Here is a 16,386-nt window from a genome sequence, read left to right as displayed (position 1 = left end):
GTGAGCTCAACCTCAGCGGAGCAGAACGAACGACGCCACGAGCGCGACCAGCGCGACCACCATGACGAAAGCGTAGTGGAACAGGAAGCCGGACTGTAGCTGGCGCAGCGCGGCCGACATGCGGCCGACCATCCGGGCCGAACCGTTGACCATCCAGCCGTCGATGACGGTGCGGTCACCGCCGCGCGACAGTCCGGAAGCAATGCTCAGCCCGGCGCCGGCCAGAATCTTCTGGTACAGGTCGTCGAAACCGTACTTGTTGTCGAGCAGCTTCCACACGGCATGGAAGCGCTGCTTGACCGAATCGGCCAGGCCTGGATTGAACAGGTAAACGTAGGTCGATATGCCCACGCCCAGCATGGCCAGCCAGAACACCGGCGTCAGGAAACCGTGCAGGGCAAAGGCCAGAACGCCGTGATCGAACTTGCCGGCGAGATTATTGGCTACGACATCATTGGCCTCGCGCACGAATATCGAGTCCGCCATGGCGCCGCCGAAAAGCAGCGGCTCGACCGTAAAGTAGCCGATCGCCAGCGACGGGATGGCCAGCAGGATCAGCGGGACGGTCACCACCGCGGGCGTTTCGTGCGCATGCGAACGGGTTTCCTCGTCCATGCGCGTCGGCCCGTGGAAAGTCAGATACAGCATGCGGAAGGTATACAGCGCGGTGATCACCACGCCTGCCATGACCGCGAAGTAGGCGAATCCGGCGCCGGGGCGATCAGCATAGTGGACCGCCTCGATGATCAGGTCCTTCGAGAAGAAGCCGGAGAAAAATGGAAAGCCGATCAGGGCGAGCGAACCGATCCAGGCCGTGGCGGCGGTGATTGGCATGTATTTGCCCAGGCCGCCCATCTCGCGCATGTCCTGCTTGTGGTGAAGTGCAATGATGACCGAGCCGGCGGCCAGGAACAGCAACGCCTTGAAAAAGGCGTGGGTCATCAGGTGGAAGATCGCCACCGAGTAGGCCGAAGCCCCGAGGGCCACGGTCATGTAGCCGAGCTGGGACAGGGTCGAATAGGCGACCACGCGCTTGATGTCGTTCTGGACGATACCGACCAGGCCCATGAACAGGGCGGTGATGGCGCCGATGACCAGGATGAAGCTCAGGGCCACCTCCGAGGTCTCGAAGATCGGCGACAGGCGCGCGACCATGAAGATGCCGGCAGTGACCATGGTGGCGGCGTGAATCAGGGCCGAAATCGGCGTCGGGCCTTCCATCGAGTCGGGCAGCCACACGTGCAGCGGCACCTGCGCGGATTTACCCATGGCGCCGATGAACAGGCAGATGCATATGACCGTCATCAGTGACCATTCGCTGCTTCCGAACAGGCTGATGGTGGTGCCATCGACTTCAGGCACCCGGGCGAACACTTCGCCGTAATGCAGCGAGCCCATGTAGACCACAATGGCAGCGATGCCGAGCAGAAAGCCGAAGTCGCCGACGCGGTTGACCAGGAAGGCCTTGAGGTTGGCCTTCACGGCCGTGTCCTTCTTGAACCAGAAGCCGATGAGCAGGTAGGACACCAGGCCAACGGCTTCCCAGCCGAAAAACAGCTGCAGGAAGTTATTGGCCATCACCAGCATCAGCATGGCGAAAGTGAACAGGTTGATATAGGCGAAGAAGCGCTGGTAGCCGGGATCGTCGTGCATATAGCCGATGGTGTAGATGTGCACCATCAGTGACACGAAGGTCACCACCGTCATCATCAGGGCGGTCAGGCTGTCGACCAAAAATCCGACCTCGAAGCGGATACCGTCGGTCACCGCCCAGGTGTAGACGGTGTAGTCCATCACCGGCAGGCCGTTGAAGAAGACCTGCCAGGCCACGTACGCCGACAGCGCAGCCGAACCGGCCACCGCAAGGATGGTGATCCAGTGCGCGCCCGCACGACCGACCTGGTGACGCAACAAACCAGCCACGGCACTGCCGACCAGCGGCAGCAACGGTATCAACAGCAGTACGGTCTCAATACTCACAAGATCTCCCCGCATGCACGAGTTCCTGAAACCGCAGATTTCGCAGATGTACGCTGATTAGCGAAAGACCGATTTGCCATGACTGTTTGCCAAATCGGTGATCGCATAAGTGTTTTCTCCGAACTCATCTTCATGATTTTTCTTTATATAAATCTGCGCTAATCTGCGAAATCTGCGGTTACAAAATTAACCCTTAAGGTCGGCGATATCCTCGACGCTGATCGAGCGGCGGTTTCTGAACAGCACCACCAGCAGCGCCAGGCCGATGGCGGCCTCGGCCGCGGCCACGGTCAGGATGAAGAACACGAACACCTGGCCGTCGAGCACATCGAGGAAGCGGGAAAAAGCAATGAAATTCATGTTCACCGCCAACAGCATCAACTCGATGCACATCAGCAAAATGAGCACGTTCTTTCGATTGAGAAAAATACCGGCCACGGCAATGCAGAAAAGGACCGCACCAAGGGTGATGAAATGCGCCAGTGTCAGCATCAGGCATCCTCCCCTTCGCTTTTCATCTTGACCACGCGCAGGCGCTCGTCGCGCTTGACACGCACCTGGCGACTCGGATCCTGGCGTCTACTCTCCGGACGCCGGCGATGGGTCAGTGCAATAGCTGCAATGATGGCAACCAGCAGCAGTACGGCTGCAATTTCGAAGGCGTAGAGATATTCGGTATAGAGCAGCTCACCGATCGCGCTGGTGTGACTGTAGTCGTCACCCTCGGCCGCGGGTAGCGGAACGGCCTCCATGCCGCGCGTCCAGACCACCAGGAACAACTGGACGGCCATGGCCAGCGCCACCAGCACTCCAGCAGGCAGGTAGCGGGTAAAGCCTTCCTTGACCGGCGTGACATTGACGTCGAGCATCATCACGACGAAAAGGAACAGCACCATGACCGCACCGACGTAGACGAGCACCAGCGTGATGGCCAGGAACTCGGCCTGCAGCAGCACCCAGATGCAGGCTGCCGAGAAGAAACTGAGTATAAGAAACAGTACCGCATGAATCGGGTTGCCCACCGTGATGACACTGAGCGCCGAGAGGACCAGGACGGTACTGAACAGGTAAAAGACGATTTCGATGATTGGCATACCAGTCAGACCCTTAACGGAAAGGAGCGTCTTGCGCGCGGTTGGCAGCGATGCTTTCCTCGAAGCGATCGCCGATGGCCAGCAGTTGCTGCTTGTCGACCACCTTTTCCGACTTGTGCTCCATGTGGTACTCACCGATGTCCGTGAGCACGATCGAGTCGACCGGGCAGGACTCCTCGCAGAAACCGCAGTAGATGCACTTGAACAGGTCGATGTCATACCGGGTCGTACGCCGGGTGTTATCGTCACGATTGTGTGACTCGATCGTGATCGCCAGGGCCGGGCAGACCGCCTCGCAGAGCTTGCAGGCAATGCAACGCTCTTCACCGTTCGGATAGCGTCGCAACGCATGCAGACCGCGATAGCGCGGTGACTTGGGTGTCTTTTCTTCCGGATAGTTGAGTGTATCCCTGGGCGCCACGCCGAAGCGCCAGGTCACCGCCATGCCGCGAAACAGCTCGAGCAGCATCAGCGAACGAAGATATCGGGTAATCGCTTGCATAAGAACCTCGATCAGCCTCCGAACCAGCCCATCACGCGAAACACGCCGGCGACCATGATCCACACGATGGTAATCGGAATGAAGACCTTCCAGCCCAGGCGCATGATCTGGTCATAGCGATAGCGCGGGAAGGTTGCCCGGAACCACAGGAACAGGAAGCAGAAGAAAGCCGTTTTGGCCAGGAACCAGTGCACGCCGCCCTCGCCGAGGAGCGTGTCGCCCACGACCGGGAGGCCGGCGAACGGCGACAGCCAGCCACCCATGAACAGCAGCGCCGCCAGCGCCGAGATCAGGATCATGTTGGCGTACTCGGCCAGGAAGAACACGGCAAAGCCGGCACCGGAGTATTCGACGTGAAATCCGGCCACGATCTCCGATTCACCCTCGGCCACGTCAAAGGGCGCACGGTTGGTCTCGGCCACGCCGGAAACGAAGTAGATCACGAACAGTGGCAGTAGCGGCAGCCAGTACCAGGTGAAGATGTTGCCGGACTGGGCTTCGACGATCGCAGTCAGATTGAGCGTGCCGGCCAGCACGATCACGCCGACCAGGGCAAAGCCCATTGCAATTTCGTAGGAAACCGTCTGAGCGGCCGCGCGCAGCCCCCCCATGAGCGCGTACTTGGAGTTCGACGCCCAACCGCCGAGCAGGATGCCATAGACACCCATCGAGGTCAGCGCCAGCACCAGCAGGAGCCCGGCATCGATGTCGGCCAACACCAGCCAGTCATCGAACGGCACAACGGCCCAGGCGGTCAGGGCCGGTGCCAGCGACAGCAGCGGGGCAAGCACGAACAGGAACTTGCTGGAGTTGGCCGGAACAATCAGTTCCTTGAACAGCATCTTCACCACGTCGGCAAAGGGCTGCAGCAGCCCCAACGGACCGATGCGGTTCGGGCCGCGGCGGGCATGCATGTAGCCGAGCACCTTGCGTTCGAAATAGGTGTAGTAGGCCACGGCGATGGTGACCGGGAAGATGATCAGCATGATCTTCGTTACGGTCCACAGCAGGGTGGTCAACTGCTCGGTCATGCCGACACCTCCAGGCTGATCTCGCCACCACCGGCGCCCAGTTCGCTGACCGGACAGACGGCCACCGGCAAGCCGACCGCGCCGGGAGCAACACGGGCGTCGATGACCAGCGCCATTTCGGTGCTGGCTTTGCCCTGGACAACGCGTACCCGCTCGGCGCCTTCCAGGCCGTGGCGTCGCGCCGTGGCCGGATGGACACGTACCGCGGTCGGGCCTGCCTGATTGGTTTGCTGCAACGCCGGCGCTCGGCGCTGCAGGCTGTCGCCGGCATAGAGCGGCACTTCACCCGTTCGCCACAGCGTTTCACCCTCGGCCTCGAACGGGTCGATGAGTTTGTCATGCGCGGGATCGATTGCTTCGGCCGCCAGCGCCCGCTCGGTCACGGACTCGAGCGTGTCAAAATCGAAGCCATCGGCACCGGCCAGCTCACCCAGTCGGCGCAGGATTTTCCAGCCTGGACGGGCTTCGCCAGGGGGTTTTCCGACCGCTTCGAGCCATTCGCGATGACCGTCGGCATTGATCCAGCTGCCGGCGGTCTCGGGCAGCGGCGCCAGCGGCAACAGCACATTGGCCGTTTCGCGCAATACGCTGTTGTCAAAAGTCGTGACCGCAACCACCGAGGCCGCGCCTTCGAGCGCCCGCTTCGATGCAGCCGGATCGGCCAGGTCGAAATCAGGCTCGAGATCCCACAGCAGGTAGGCCTGCCGGCCCTTCTCGATCATGGCGCGGGCATTGAGCCCACCGGACCCCGGCACGCTGCCGGCAGCCCAGGCGCCCATGCTGTTGGCCGGGCCGGGCAGCACCACCAGGGCGACTTCCAGCGCTTGGGCCAGCCACTCGGCAATCTGTCGCAGCCAGCCGGCCTCGGGGTGATTGAGCGCCTGGTCGCCGAGCAGCAGCACGCCGGAGTCGGCGTCCTTGAGCATGCTCGCGACCTGCTGGACTTCCGGCTCGGGATGGCGCGCGGCGATGAACTCGCCCAGCTTGCCCTCGGGCTCCTTCGCACCGGTCAGGTCGGCGGCGGCCTTGGCCAGCCGGGCGAAGGTGTCGACCATCGCCTGCGGCGGCACGATCAGGCGCTCGGCCAGGTCAAAATGAAAGTCCCAGGCCACGCTGTTGAGATCGGCGATCTTCGCGCCGTTGAGGCGCCAGGCCGTACGCACACGATGGCCGAGGATCGGCTGTTCGTGACGGATATTGCTGCCGACCAGAACGATGGCATCGGCTTCGGCGATCTTTGCCTTCGGCACATCGAGATGGCCACGGCCGGCTTGCGGATGTGAGAAGTCGAGCAGGCGCAGACGGTGATCGATATTCTCGCTGCCCATGGCGCGCGCCATGCTGGCCGCAAGGAAGTGCTCTTCCACAGTGGCCCGCGGGGAGACCAGCACGCCCAGCTCCGAGCCGCCATGCGTCTCGACGGCGCCCTTGAGTGCGCGGGCGGCGGCATTGAGCGCCTCGTCCCAGCTCGCTTCGCGCCATTGCCCGTCGACCTTGAGCTGCGGCGTGGTCAGGCGATCGGCCGACTGCAGGCCGAAGTGGCTGTAGCGGTCGCGGTCGGCCAGCCAGCACTCGTTGACCGCTTCGTTGTCGCGCGGCACGGCGCGCATGATCTTCGACCCACGCGTGTGATAGAACAAGTGCGAACCCAGGCAGTCATGCGTGCCGATGGACTTGCGCGCACGCATTTCCCACGGCCGCGCGGTGTGCCGGAACGGCTTGTTGGTCAGCGCGCCGACCGGACACAGGTCGATGACGTTACCCGACAGCTCGGAGTTGATATTGCGCTCGACGAAGGTGCCGATTTCCAGGTGTTCACCGCGGCTCATGCCGCCAAGCTCGCAGGTGCCGGCGATTTCCTCGAGGAAGCGCACACAGCGCGTGCAATGGATGCAGCGGGTCATGTCGGTTTCGATCAGGGGACCGACGTTTTTGTCGCGCACCACCCGCTTGCGCTCGGTAAAGCGCGACACCGAGCGGCCGTAGCCCATGGCCAGGTCCTGCAGCTCGCACTCGCCGCCCTGATCGCAGATCGGGCAATCGAGCGGATGGTTGATCAGCAGGAATTCCATCACCCCACGCTGGGCATCGACGGTACGGCGCGACTCGGTGAATACCTTCATACCGTCGGCCACCGGCGTGGCGCAAGCTGGCAGCGGCTTGGGCGCCTTTTCGACGTCGACCAGGCACATGCGGCAATTGGCCGCGATCGACAGCTTGTGGTGATAACAGAAACGCGGAATGTCGATCCCGGCACGGTCGGTCACCTGGATGATCATCTCGCCCTTCTTCGCCTCGAGCGCTCGCCCGTCGACCTCGATGGTGACGATATCGTCCTGTTTGTTTTCGGCAGTAGCCATCGTCAGTCCGAAGTTTGAATATTTGTGCAAACCGCAGATGAACGCGGATGAACGCGGATAAAGTTCATTGAAACCAAGCCGGCGCGAGCTTGTGGCCGAGCAATGCGCGCGCAAACGATCAAGCTATTGCTTTTCAATCTGTGTTCATCTGCGTTCATCTGCGGTTCCAAATTAAAGTCCTAAGCCGCTTCGCCAACGCTATCGGTCACCATCGAGCGGCCGTGTTCAATGTAGTACTCAAATTCTTCGCGGAAATGCTTGAGGAAACCCTGCACCGGCCAGGCGGCGGCTTCACCGAAGGCGCAGATGGTGTGGCCTTCGATCTGCGTCGTGACCGATGCCAGCGTATCCAGGTCTTCCATCTTTCCCTGCCCGGCCATGATTCGCTTGAGCATGCGATACATCCAGCCCGTGCCTTCGCGACAGGGCGTGCACTGGCCGCAGGATTCGGCGTAGTAGAAACGCGCGATACGGGTGCAGGCCGCGACCATGTCGGTGGTCTCGTCCATGACGATCACCGCGCCCGAACCCAGGCCGGAGCCGGCTTTCTGGATGGCGTCGTAGTCCATCGTCAGGTCCATCATGACATCGGCCGGCAGCACCGGCATCGAAGAACCGCCCGGGATCACGCCCTTGAGCTTGTTGCCGTCACGCATCCCGCCGGCCATTTCCAGCAGCTCGGCAAACGGCGTGCCCAGCGGCACTTCGAAATTGCCCGGTTTGGCCACGTGGCCGGAGACCGAGAAGATCTTCGGGCCACCGTTGTTGGGCTTGCCCAGTTCCAGGAACCAGTCACCGCCGTTGCGCAAGATCGCGGGGACCGAGGCCAGGGTCTCGGTATTGTTGATGGTGGTCGGACGCCCGTAAACACCGAAGTTGGCCGGAAACGGCGGCTTGAAGCGCGGCTGGCCCTTCTTGCCCTCGAGCGACTCCATCAGCGCGGTTTCCTCGCCGCAGATGTAGGCGCCGGCACCGAGCAGGTTGTGGATATCCATATCGATACCGGAACCCTGGATATCCCGGCCGAGGTAGCCCGCCTCGTAGGCTTCCTTGAGGGCGGCCTCGACGCGCTCGAACGGCTCGTGATGAAATTCCCCGCGCAGGTAATTGAAAGCCACGGTGGCGCCCATCGAGTAGGCGGCAATGGCCATGCCCTCGAGCAGCGCGTGCGGGTTGTAGCGCAGAATGTCGCGGTCGTGGCAGGTGCCCGGTTCGGATTCGTCGGAATTGCACACCAGGTACTTCTGCCCGGGTGCCGAGCGCGGCATGAACGACCACTTCAGGCCAGTGGGGAAACCGGCGCCGCCGCGGCCGCGCAGGGCCGATTTCTTGACTGTCTCGATGATCTCTTCCTGGGGGGTCTTGTCCTTGAGGATCTTCTCCCAGGCCTGCCAGCCGCCGTGCTTGCGATAAGCCTCGAGCGTCCAGCAGTTCTCTTCGTCGAGATGTGTGAAACAGACGTTGTGTTCAGCCATGGTCCATCACTCCAACCCATCCAGAATCTCATCGACTTTCTCGGGCGTGAGATTCTCGTGGTAGTGGCCGTCGACGATCATCATCGGGGCGCCGACGCAGGCGGCCAGGCACTCTTCCTCGCGCTTGAGAAAGATGCGGCCGTCCGGCGTGGTCTCGCCGATACGCGTGCCGAGCTTCTTCTCGACGTGCTCGACGATCTTGTCCGAGCCGCAGAGCGAGCACGAGATGTTGGTGCAGATCGAGATCGAGTGACGGCCGACCGGCTCGGTCTCGATCATCGAATAGAAAGTCGCGACCTCGTAGGTCCAAACCGGAGGCACTTCCAGGTATTCCGCCACGGCATCCATCAATTCAGCACTGATCCAGCCACCGTTTTGGTGCTGGGCGGCCACCAGGGCCTGAATAATGGCCGAGCGCCGGCCCTCGATACCCTCCGGGAACTTGGCCCGCCAGTGATCGATTTCACGGCGAGTCTCCTCGTCGAGTAGCTCAGCCTTGCCGGCAACCGGGCTGACAGTCGCGTTATCCGTCATCGGTCGATTTCTCCGAACACAATGTCCTGCGTGGCGATGAGTGCCGCAATGTCGGCCAACATATGACCCTGGGCCATTTCATGCATTGCCGCGAGATGCGCATAACCTGGCGCACGCAAATGCACGCGGAAAGGCTTGTTGGCGCCGTCGGATACCAGGTAGCAACCGAACTCGCCCTTGGGTGCTTCGACCGAAGCGTAGGTCTCGCCCTCGGGTACACAGTAGCCCTCGGTGAATAGCTTGAAGTGATGAATGAGTGCTTCCATGTCGTCCTTCATCTCTTCGCGTGTCGGCGGGGCTACCTTGAAATCTCGCACGATGACCGGACCGGGGTTGTCGCGCAACCAGGCGACGCACTGCTTGATGATCTTCGCCGACTGGCGCATCTCCTCGACACGCACCAGGTAGCGGTCGTAGCAGTCGCCGTTGGTGCCGACCGGGATATCGAAATCGACCTCGCGGTACTTGGCGTAGGGCTGCTTCTTGCGCAAATCCCATTCGACGCCGCTGCTCCTGAGCATCGGGCCGGTAAAGCCAAGTTGCAGCGCACGTTCGGGGCTGACTGCTCCGATACCGACGGTACGCTGCTTCCAGATACGGTTGTCGGTCAGCAGGGTTTCGTAGTCGTCGACGCGGTCGAAAAAGTCGTCGGTAAAGGCCTCGATGAAATCGAGCAGGCTGCCCTGGCGCCACTGGTTCATCCGCTCGAGATCCTTGCCCTTGCGCCAGCGCGATTCGGCCACCTTGGGCATTTCCTCGGGCAGGTCGCGGTAGACGCCGCCGGGCCGGTAGTAGGTGGCATGCATGCGCGTACCCGAAACCGCCTCGTAGACATCCAACAGGTGCTCACGCTCGCGGAAGGCGTAGAGAAAGACCGCCATGGCGCCTAGGTCGAGCGCGTTCGAGCCGATCCACATCAGGTGATTGAGGATGCGCGTGATCTCGTCGAACATGGTGCGGATCCAAAGGGCCCGCTCCGGTGCCTCGACGTCGAGCAGCTTCTCGATGGCCATGACATAGGCGTGCTCGTTACACATCATCGAGACGTAATCGAGCCGGTCCATGTATCCGATCGAGTGATTGTAGGGCTTGGATTCCGCCAACTTCTCGGTCGCTCGGTGAAGCAGGCCGACATGCGGATCGGCTCGGACCACCGTTTCGCCGTCGAGCTCGAGAATGAGTCGCAGCACGCCGTGGGCAGCCGGATGCTGCGGCCCGAAGTTGATGGTGAAGTTGCGAATCTCGCTCACGATCCTGTGCCTTCAAGCTTCTGATCAATGTAGCGGCTGTCGCGCCGCACCACGCGGGCCACGGTCACGCGCGGCTCGATTTCGACGGGCTCGTAGACCACTCGGCCCTTGTCCTCGTCGTAGCGAACGGTGACGTTGCCGATCAGCGGGAAATCCTTGCGGAACGGATGGCCGATGAAGCCGTAATCGGTCATGATTCGGCGAAGATCCGGATGCCCCTCGAAGACGATGCCGAACAGGTCGAAGGCCTCGCGCTCGTACCAGTTGACCGAATTCCAGACTTCGATCAGCGAGGGCAGCACCGGCAGTTCATTGTCCGGCGCAAAGCAGCGCAGACGCAGTCTTCGGTTGTGCCTGATCGACAAGAGCTGCACGACCGCGGCAAAACGGTTCTGAATTTCACCGGCTTCCGGGCGCTCTTCCCAGGAAAACCGACCCGGCCCGAGCGCATCGGCCGCGCGCGAATATCCCTCGCTGGTGGCCTCGGCCGTTTCCCACTCGTCATCGCCGTAGCCGAGGTAGTCGATGCCGCACAAGTCGATCAGTTGCTCGAAGGCCAGCTCAGGTTCGTCGCGCAGCAGAAAGGCCGCATCAAGCCAGTGATCGCGTGCAACCTCGATCGTGAGCTGCCCCCGATATTCGGTCATCGAAGCAATGCGCTCGCCGAGAATGTCTGTCAGCGACTGGGCCAGCGCCTGGTTGCGGGAGGAAAACTGGGTCATGATCGGGCGATGGTGTGGGTGCGGCGGATCTTCTTGTAGAGCTGCAGGATGCCGTAGACCAGCGCTTCGGCCGTCGGCGGGCAACCGGGCACGTAGATGTCAACCGGCACGATGCGGTCGCAACCGCGGGTGACCGCGTAGGAATAATGGTAGTAACCACCGCCGTTGGAGCACGAGCCCATGGAAATGACCCACTTGGGATCGGGCATCTGGTCATAAACCTTCCTGAGCGCCGGGGCCATCTTGTTGACCAGGGTCCCGGCCACGATCATCACGTCCGACTGCCGCGGGGTGGGTCGGAAGATCATGCCGAAGCGGTCGAGGTCGTAGCGCGAAGCGGCCGCATGCATCATTTCCACGGCGCAGCAAGCCAGGCCGAAGGTCACCGGCCACATCGATCCGGTACGCGCCCAGTTGATCAGCGCATCGGCACTGGTGGTCACGAACCCCTTCTCGAGCAGTGGGTTGTCGCCGCCGGGGCGCAGAATGTCGTCAACCTGGCCCTCGGGAACCGGGTTGTGCATGATCTCGCTTATTCCCATTCCAGCGCTCCCTTCTTCCATTCATAAATAAAGCCGATCACCAGAATCAGCAGGAACACGCCCATCGCCACCAGGCCCGTCATGCCGACGGCGTCGAGCGCCACCGCCCAGGGAAAGAGGAAGGCGATTTCCAGGTCGAAAATAATGAACAGAATGGCGACCAGGTAGAAGCGCACGTCAAACTTCATGCGCGAGTCCTCGAACGCCTCGAAACCGCATTCGTAGGGCGAGAGCTTTTCAGCGGAGGGGCGTCGCGGCCCGAGAATGCCGCCGACCAGCAGCAGGCCCACACCCATGCCCAGGGCAATGGCAAGAAACAGCAGAATCGAAAAGTAGTCAGCCAGCATCCGTATTCCTGCCAGTCGATCGTTGTTGCCGCACGAGCGATGGCATCGTGGCGGCTAGTTCAAATGGTGCCGAAGGCCGGACTCGAACCGGCACGGCCAAAAGGCCACTGCCCCCTCAAGACAGCGTGTCTACCAATTCCACCACTTCGGCATTGTCCATGGTTTGACGAGCATCAAAAGCAGTCGTCAGCCGGCGGACGGCGGCTCCTCGGGTTCGGACTGGTCATCCGTTGCCTCCTCCTCGCCAACCGGAACCTCGAGAAATTCATCATCGGCTTCCGTCTCGGGCGTTTCGGGCGCATCCTCGGCAGCAGCTTCCTCACCCTGCTCAGCCGCGGGCCCGTCTATCTGGCCAGCCACACCAAGGTCATCGACGGTCTGACCAATATCGCCGCTGCGCGCCACCATCACGGCCATCGTCAGACTGATGCCGAAAAACGCCACGCCCAGCCAGCTGGTGAGCTTGGTCAGGAACCCGGTCGCACCACGCGACCCGAACACCGTGCCGGAAGCGCCGGAACCGAAAGCGGCACCCATGGTCGCGCCCGGTCCCCTCTGGACCAGTATGATGGCCACCAACGCGGCAGCAACCAACACCTGAAAAACGATCAGAACCGTATACATCCAAACAATCTCGTTTCAAACAATTAGGGATCAGGCCGCCTGGTAGATGCCCATGAAGGACTCGGCCTGCAGCGACGCGCCGCCGATCAGACCACCATCGATGTCATCTCGGGCAAACAAATCAGCGGCATTGTCGGGCTTGACGCTGCCACCGTAAAGGATCCTGACTCGGCCGGCTATTGTAGCATCCTCAGCGGCCAGCTGCGCTCTGATCGCCGCGTGAACTTCCTGTGCCTGCTCCGGGCTGGCGGTCTTGCCAGTACCGATCGCCCAGACCGGCTCGTAGGCCACGATCGCCCGCGCGAAGGCCTGGATACCGGCCGTTTCGAGGACGGCAGCGATCTGCTCCCCAACCACTTCGCGGGTGCGACCGGCTTCGCGCGCTTCCAGGGATTCGCCAACGCACAGAATCGGCTGCAGACCCGCGTCCTGGGCGGCGACGAACTTGCGTGCCACCAGTTCGCTGGTCTCGCCATGTCGGCTGCGCCGCTCGGAATGACCAACCAGGACATGCGAGCAGTTCCAGTCGGACAGCATCGCGCCGGAGACTTCTCCGGTATAGGCGCCGCTGGCGTGGGCGCTCAGATCCTGCGCGCCGAGCAGCACCGGGGTGGCATCGGTCAGGGAGTCGACCAGCGGCAGGTAGGGGAAAGGCGGCAACACCATGACTTCGGCCGATCGATTCGGATCGAGCCGGGCGAGAATGCCGCCAATCAGGCTGCGAATCTCGGGCTTGCTGCCGTGCATTTTCCAGTTGCCAGCAATCAGCTTGGTGCGCATGGTCTTCACCACACAGGCGTCGGAAGGGAGGCAGATTCTACTGTTTTTGGACCGACGGGTCGACGCTCAGCGGCCAATTCCCCCACCACAAGACCTTCACATCCGTGTAGTGGACGATCACCTGTTCAACTCAATATCAATTGAAACCACGGAATACACGGAACACACGGAACACACGGATGACATCCGATCGGAAAAAGTGACCTTCCGTGCTTTCCGTGTATTCCGTGGTTGCTTCGATTCTTCGACTCTACTGACCCCAGCGGCTATCTACTCGGCACCGGCGACGGTCATCTCCTCGATCAGCAGCGAGCCGGTGCGGATGTTGCGGCGAGTATCGATGTCGGTGCCCGCCGCCACCAGCTTGCCCAGCATGTCGCGCAGATGGCCGGCGATCGTGATTTCCTCGACCGCGTGGGCGATCTCGCCGTTCTCGACCCGGAAGCCGGCGGCGCCACGCGAATAGTCGCCGGTGACCAGGTTGACACCCTGCCCCATCACTTCGGTCACCAGCAGCCCGTTGCCCATCTCGGCCAGCAACTCATTGAAGTCCAGGCTGCCGCCGTCGAACTCGAGGTTGTGCACCCCGCCGGCATTGGCCGTCGTTTCGAGCCCGAGCCGACGCGCCGAATAACTGCTCAACACGTAACGGGCCAGCACACCGTCATCGACCAGGGGCGACTCGCGTGTGGCCACGCCTTCACCATCGAATGCGGCCGATTTCGCCGCGCCCTTCAGCCGGGGACGCTCGATCAGCGACGCCCAGCCGGGTAGGACAGGCTCGCCGACGGCGTCGAGCAGGTAGCTGCTGCGCCGGTAGAGATTGCCGCCGGAGACCGCGCCCACCAGGTGGCCGATCAGGCCGCGTGCGACTTCCGGGGCGAACAGCACCGGCATGCGTCCGCCAGGCATGCGGTCGGCGCCCAGGCGCCGAACCGTGCGCAGCGCCGCGCCGCGGCCGGTGACTTCCGGTGCAGCCAGCGCCTGCCAGGCGCGCGCGCTGTCCCAGTCGTAGTCGCGCTGCATGCCCGATTCGTCGCCGGCGATCAACACGCAGCTTTGCGAAAACAGGGTGCCGCGCACGGGGCCGATAAATCCATGCGAGTTGGCATAGATTCCAATGCTGGATTCGCTGCTCACGCTCGCACCTTCGGAATTGCTGATACGCGCGTCGGCGTCCCGTCCTGCCTGCTCGATTTCCATGGCGCGGGCGACGAGGTCGTCCAGGGTCAGCGAATGCGGATGCCACAGGTCCAGATCCGGAAATTCGGTGGCCATCAACGACGCCTCGGCCAGGCCGGCGGCCCGGTCACGCTGCGTGTAACGAGCGATGGCCAGTGCCCGCTCGACGGTCTCGTCAATCGCCCCGGGCCGCAGGTCGCCGGTACTGGCATGGCCGCTGCACTGACGGCAGTACACCGTGACCTGGACCGTACGATCACGCGCCTCCTCCAGGGTTTCGATTTCACCCATGCGCACGCCGGCCTCGCGCGCCAGGCCCGAGGACACCGAGACTTCGGCCTGGTCCGCGCCGCCGGCCTTCGCCCGCTCGAGCACGCGCTGGGCGATACCGACCAGCAGTTCGGTTTCCCGGTCGGGGTCATGGACAAGCGAATCGCTGCCCGAAGCCTGTAGCTGGCTGGATGTCATGCTGCGAATTCCATGTGTTGATTCAGGGTTGGCCGGTCCAAATACGTCAACCGGTGCCGCCCACGGTCAGTCCGTCGATTCTCAGCGTGGGCTGGCCGACACCCACCGGGACGCCCTGGCCTTCCTTGCCGCACACACCAATGCCGCTGTCGAGCTCGAGGTCGTTGCCGACCATGCCGACACGGGTGAGTACGTCCGGGCCGTTGCCGATCAGGGTCGCACCCTTGATAGCGGCGCCGACCTTGCCGTTTTTCACACGGTAAGCCTCGGAAGCGGCGAACACGAACTTGCCCGAGGTGATATCAACCTGGCCGCCGTTGAAGCCGACCGCGTAAATACCGTCCTCGACCGAGGCGATGATCTCGCCCGGATCGTGCTTGCCGGGCAGCATGTAGGTATTGGTCATGCGCGGCATCGGCAAGTGGGCGAAGGATTCGCGCCGGCCGTTGCCGGTTGGCTGCATACCCATCAGGCGGGCATTGAGCCGGTCCTGCATGTAACCGACCAGGCGCCCCTTCTCGATCAGCGTCGTACACGAGGTGGGCGTACCCTCGTCGTCGATGTTGAGCGAACCGCGCCGGTCGGCCAGGGTGCCGTCGTCGACCACCGTGCATTCCTCGGTGGCAACCCGGTCGCCCATGCGGTTGGCAAAGGCGGAAATACCCTTGCGGTTGAAGTCACCTTCCAGTCCGTGCCCGACCGCCTCGTGCAGCAGCACGCCCGGCCAGCCGGAGCCGAGCACGACAGTCATGTGCCCGGCCGGCGCGGATTCAGCGGTGAGATTGACCGCGGCGATGCGCACCGCCTCGTGCGCGTGCTGCTGCCAGAACTCCGGCTCCATCACGGCCTCGAGCGACCAGCGGCCGCCACCGCCAGACATGCCCTGCTCGCGGCGACCATCCTCTTCCATCAGGACCCGTACGTCCAGTCGCACCAGTGGCCGAACATCACCGGCCAGAACACCATCGGTGGCCGCGACCAGAATCGACTCGTGGCTGGCGGCCAGGTTGACGCTGACCTGACTGATGCGCTGGTCGAGCGAACGCACGTAGGCGTCGATGGTGCGCAGTAACTCCACGCGTTCGGCCGAACTGCCGCCGCCGACCGGGTCATGGGCGCCGTAGCGTACCGGCACGTCGACCGGCCGGCCCACCCGGACCATGCCATTGCCTCCGGAGCGGGCAATCGCCCGCGCACTGCCGGCGGCATCAAGCAGCGCCGGCAGGGCCATCGAATCAGCATAAGCGAAGCCCGTTCCGGCACCCGAGACGGCGCGAACGCCCACGCCCTGGTCGGAATCATAGCTGCCGTTCTTGACCGCGCCGTCTTCCAGCGCCCAGCCTTCGGCCAGCCGGTGCTGGAAATACAGCTCGCCAAAATCGATCTGTGACGAGACCAGCCGGCCTAGCGCCAGCTCCAGTTCAGTTTCGCCCAGGCCGGACGGAACCAGCAGGCTGTCGAGTACTTGTCGATACATGGGTTGGATATTCGGTCG

At 62.6% G+C, this 16,386-nt stretch carries 16 protein-coding genes and 1 tRNA gene; all 17 read right to left on the bottom strand.

Annotation, left to right across the window (positions count from 1 at the left end; genetic code table 11):
• Nucleotides 1-12: 12 nt before the first annotated feature.
• Complete coding sequence (gene nuoL, locus G4Y73_RS02155; protein ID WP_164231174.1) at nt 13-1,974, bottom strand: NADH-quinone oxidoreductase subunit L; 1,962 nt, start codon at nt 1,972-1,974, stop codon at nt 13-15.
• A gap of 192 nt (nt 1,975-2,166) precedes the next feature.
• The gene (gene nuoK, locus G4Y73_RS02150; protein ID WP_164228900.1) at nt 2,167-2,472 is read right to left on the bottom strand and encodes an NADH-quinone oxidoreductase subunit NuoK; all 306 of its coding nucleotides are present in this window, start codon (nt 2,470-2,472) and stop codon (nt 2,167-2,169) included.
• Nucleotides 2,472-3,074, bottom strand: coding sequence for an NADH-quinone oxidoreductase subunit J (locus G4Y73_RS02145; RefSeq protein ID WP_164228899.1), 603 nt, complete (start codon nt 3,072-3,074; stop codon nt 2,472-2,474). Before G4Y73_RS02145 ends, nuoK begins: the two co-directional genes overlap by 1 nt.
• 13 nt (nt 3,075-3,087) lie before the next feature.
• Entirely contained in the window at nt 3,088-3,576 is a 489-nt protein-coding gene (gene nuoI, locus G4Y73_RS02140; RefSeq protein WP_164228897.1) for an NADH-quinone oxidoreductase subunit NuoI, read from the bottom strand.
• Between the two features lie 11 nt (nt 3,577-3,587).
• Entirely contained in the window at nt 3,588-4,607 is a 1,020-nt protein-coding gene (gene nuoH / locus G4Y73_RS02135) for an NADH-quinone oxidoreductase subunit NuoH (RefSeq protein ID WP_164228895.1), read from the bottom strand.
• Complete coding sequence (gene nuoG / locus G4Y73_RS02130) at nt 4,604-6,967, bottom strand: NADH-quinone oxidoreductase subunit NuoG (protein WP_164228894.1); 2,364 nt, start codon at nt 6,965-6,967, stop codon at nt 4,604-4,606. Before nuoG ends, nuoH begins: the two co-directional genes overlap by 4 nt.
• Before the next feature lie 179 nt (nt 6,968-7,146).
• Nucleotides 7,147-8,442, bottom strand: a complete 1,296-nt coding sequence (gene nuoF, locus G4Y73_RS02125; protein WP_164228892.1) for an NADH-quinone oxidoreductase subunit NuoF — start codon at nt 8,440-8,442, stop codon at nt 7,147-7,149.
• Between the two features lie 6 nt (nt 8,443-8,448).
• Nucleotides 8,449-8,976: an NADH-quinone oxidoreductase subunit NuoE gene (gene nuoE / locus G4Y73_RS02120; protein ID WP_164228890.1), complete on the bottom strand. Its 528-nt coding sequence runs from the start codon at nt 8,974-8,976 to the stop codon at nt 8,449-8,451.
• Nucleotides 8,973-10,226 carry an NADH-quinone oxidoreductase subunit D gene (locus G4Y73_RS02115; protein ID WP_164228888.1) on the bottom strand — a complete coding sequence of 418 codons (1,254 nt, stop codon included), beginning with the start codon at nt 10,224-10,226 and terminating at the stop codon, nt 8,973-8,975. Before G4Y73_RS02115 ends, nuoE begins: the two co-directional genes overlap by 4 nt.
• Nucleotides 10,223-10,948 (bottom strand): NADH-quinone oxidoreductase subunit C, encoded by a 726-nt coding sequence (locus tag G4Y73_RS02110; RefSeq protein WP_164228886.1) that lies wholly within the window; start codon nt 10,946-10,948, stop codon nt 10,223-10,225. The genes G4Y73_RS02115 and G4Y73_RS02110 overlap by 4 nt, the downstream gene beginning before the upstream one ends.
• Nucleotides 10,945-11,490, bottom strand: coding sequence for an NADH-quinone oxidoreductase subunit B (locus G4Y73_RS02105; protein WP_164228885.1), 546 nt, complete (start codon nt 11,488-11,490; stop codon nt 10,945-10,947). The genes G4Y73_RS02110 and G4Y73_RS02105 overlap by 4 nt, the downstream gene beginning before the upstream one ends.
• Nucleotides 11,481-11,837 carry an NADH-quinone oxidoreductase subunit A gene (gene ndhC, locus G4Y73_RS02100; protein WP_164228883.1) on the bottom strand — a complete coding sequence of 119 codons (357 nt, stop codon included), beginning with the start codon at nt 11,835-11,837 and terminating at the stop codon, nt 11,481-11,483. The genes G4Y73_RS02105 and ndhC overlap by 10 nt, the downstream gene beginning before the upstream one ends.
• 64 nt (nt 11,838-11,901) lie before the next feature.
• Nucleotides 11,902-11,988, bottom strand: a tRNA-Leu gene (locus tag G4Y73_RS02095).
• 35 nt (nt 11,989-12,023) lie between these two features.
• Entirely contained in the window at nt 12,024-12,461 is a 438-nt protein-coding gene (secG, locus tag G4Y73_RS02090) for a preprotein translocase subunit SecG (protein ID WP_164228882.1), read from the bottom strand.
• 30 nt (nt 12,462-12,491) lie between these two features.
• Nucleotides 12,492-13,241, bottom strand: coding sequence for a triose-phosphate isomerase (tpiA, locus tag G4Y73_RS02085; protein ID WP_164228880.1), 750 nt, complete (start codon nt 13,239-13,241; stop codon nt 12,492-12,494).
• Between the two features lie 270 nt (nt 13,242-13,511).
• A complete protein-coding gene (pmbA, locus tag G4Y73_RS02080; protein WP_164228878.1) occupies nt 13,512-14,891 on the bottom strand; it encodes a metalloprotease PmbA in 1,380 nt (459 codons plus the stop codon).
• Between the two features lie 46 nt (nt 14,892-14,937).
• On the bottom strand, nt 14,938-16,368 hold the full coding sequence (gene tldD / locus G4Y73_RS02075; RefSeq protein ID WP_164228876.1) for a metalloprotease TldD: 1,431 nt from the start codon (nt 16,366-16,368) through the stop codon (nt 14,938-14,940).
• Nucleotides 16,369-16,386: the final 18 nt, after the last annotated feature.

Origin of the sequence: Wenzhouxiangella sp. XN201 (assembly GCF_011008905.1) — a bacterium.
In the GTDB taxonomy this organism is placed as follows: Bacteria; Pseudomonadota; Gammaproteobacteria; order Xanthomonadales; family Wenzhouxiangellaceae; genus Wenzhouxiangella.
Note: the sequence above shows the minus strand (reverse complement) of the source record. Positions and strands in the feature narration are given on the sequence as shown.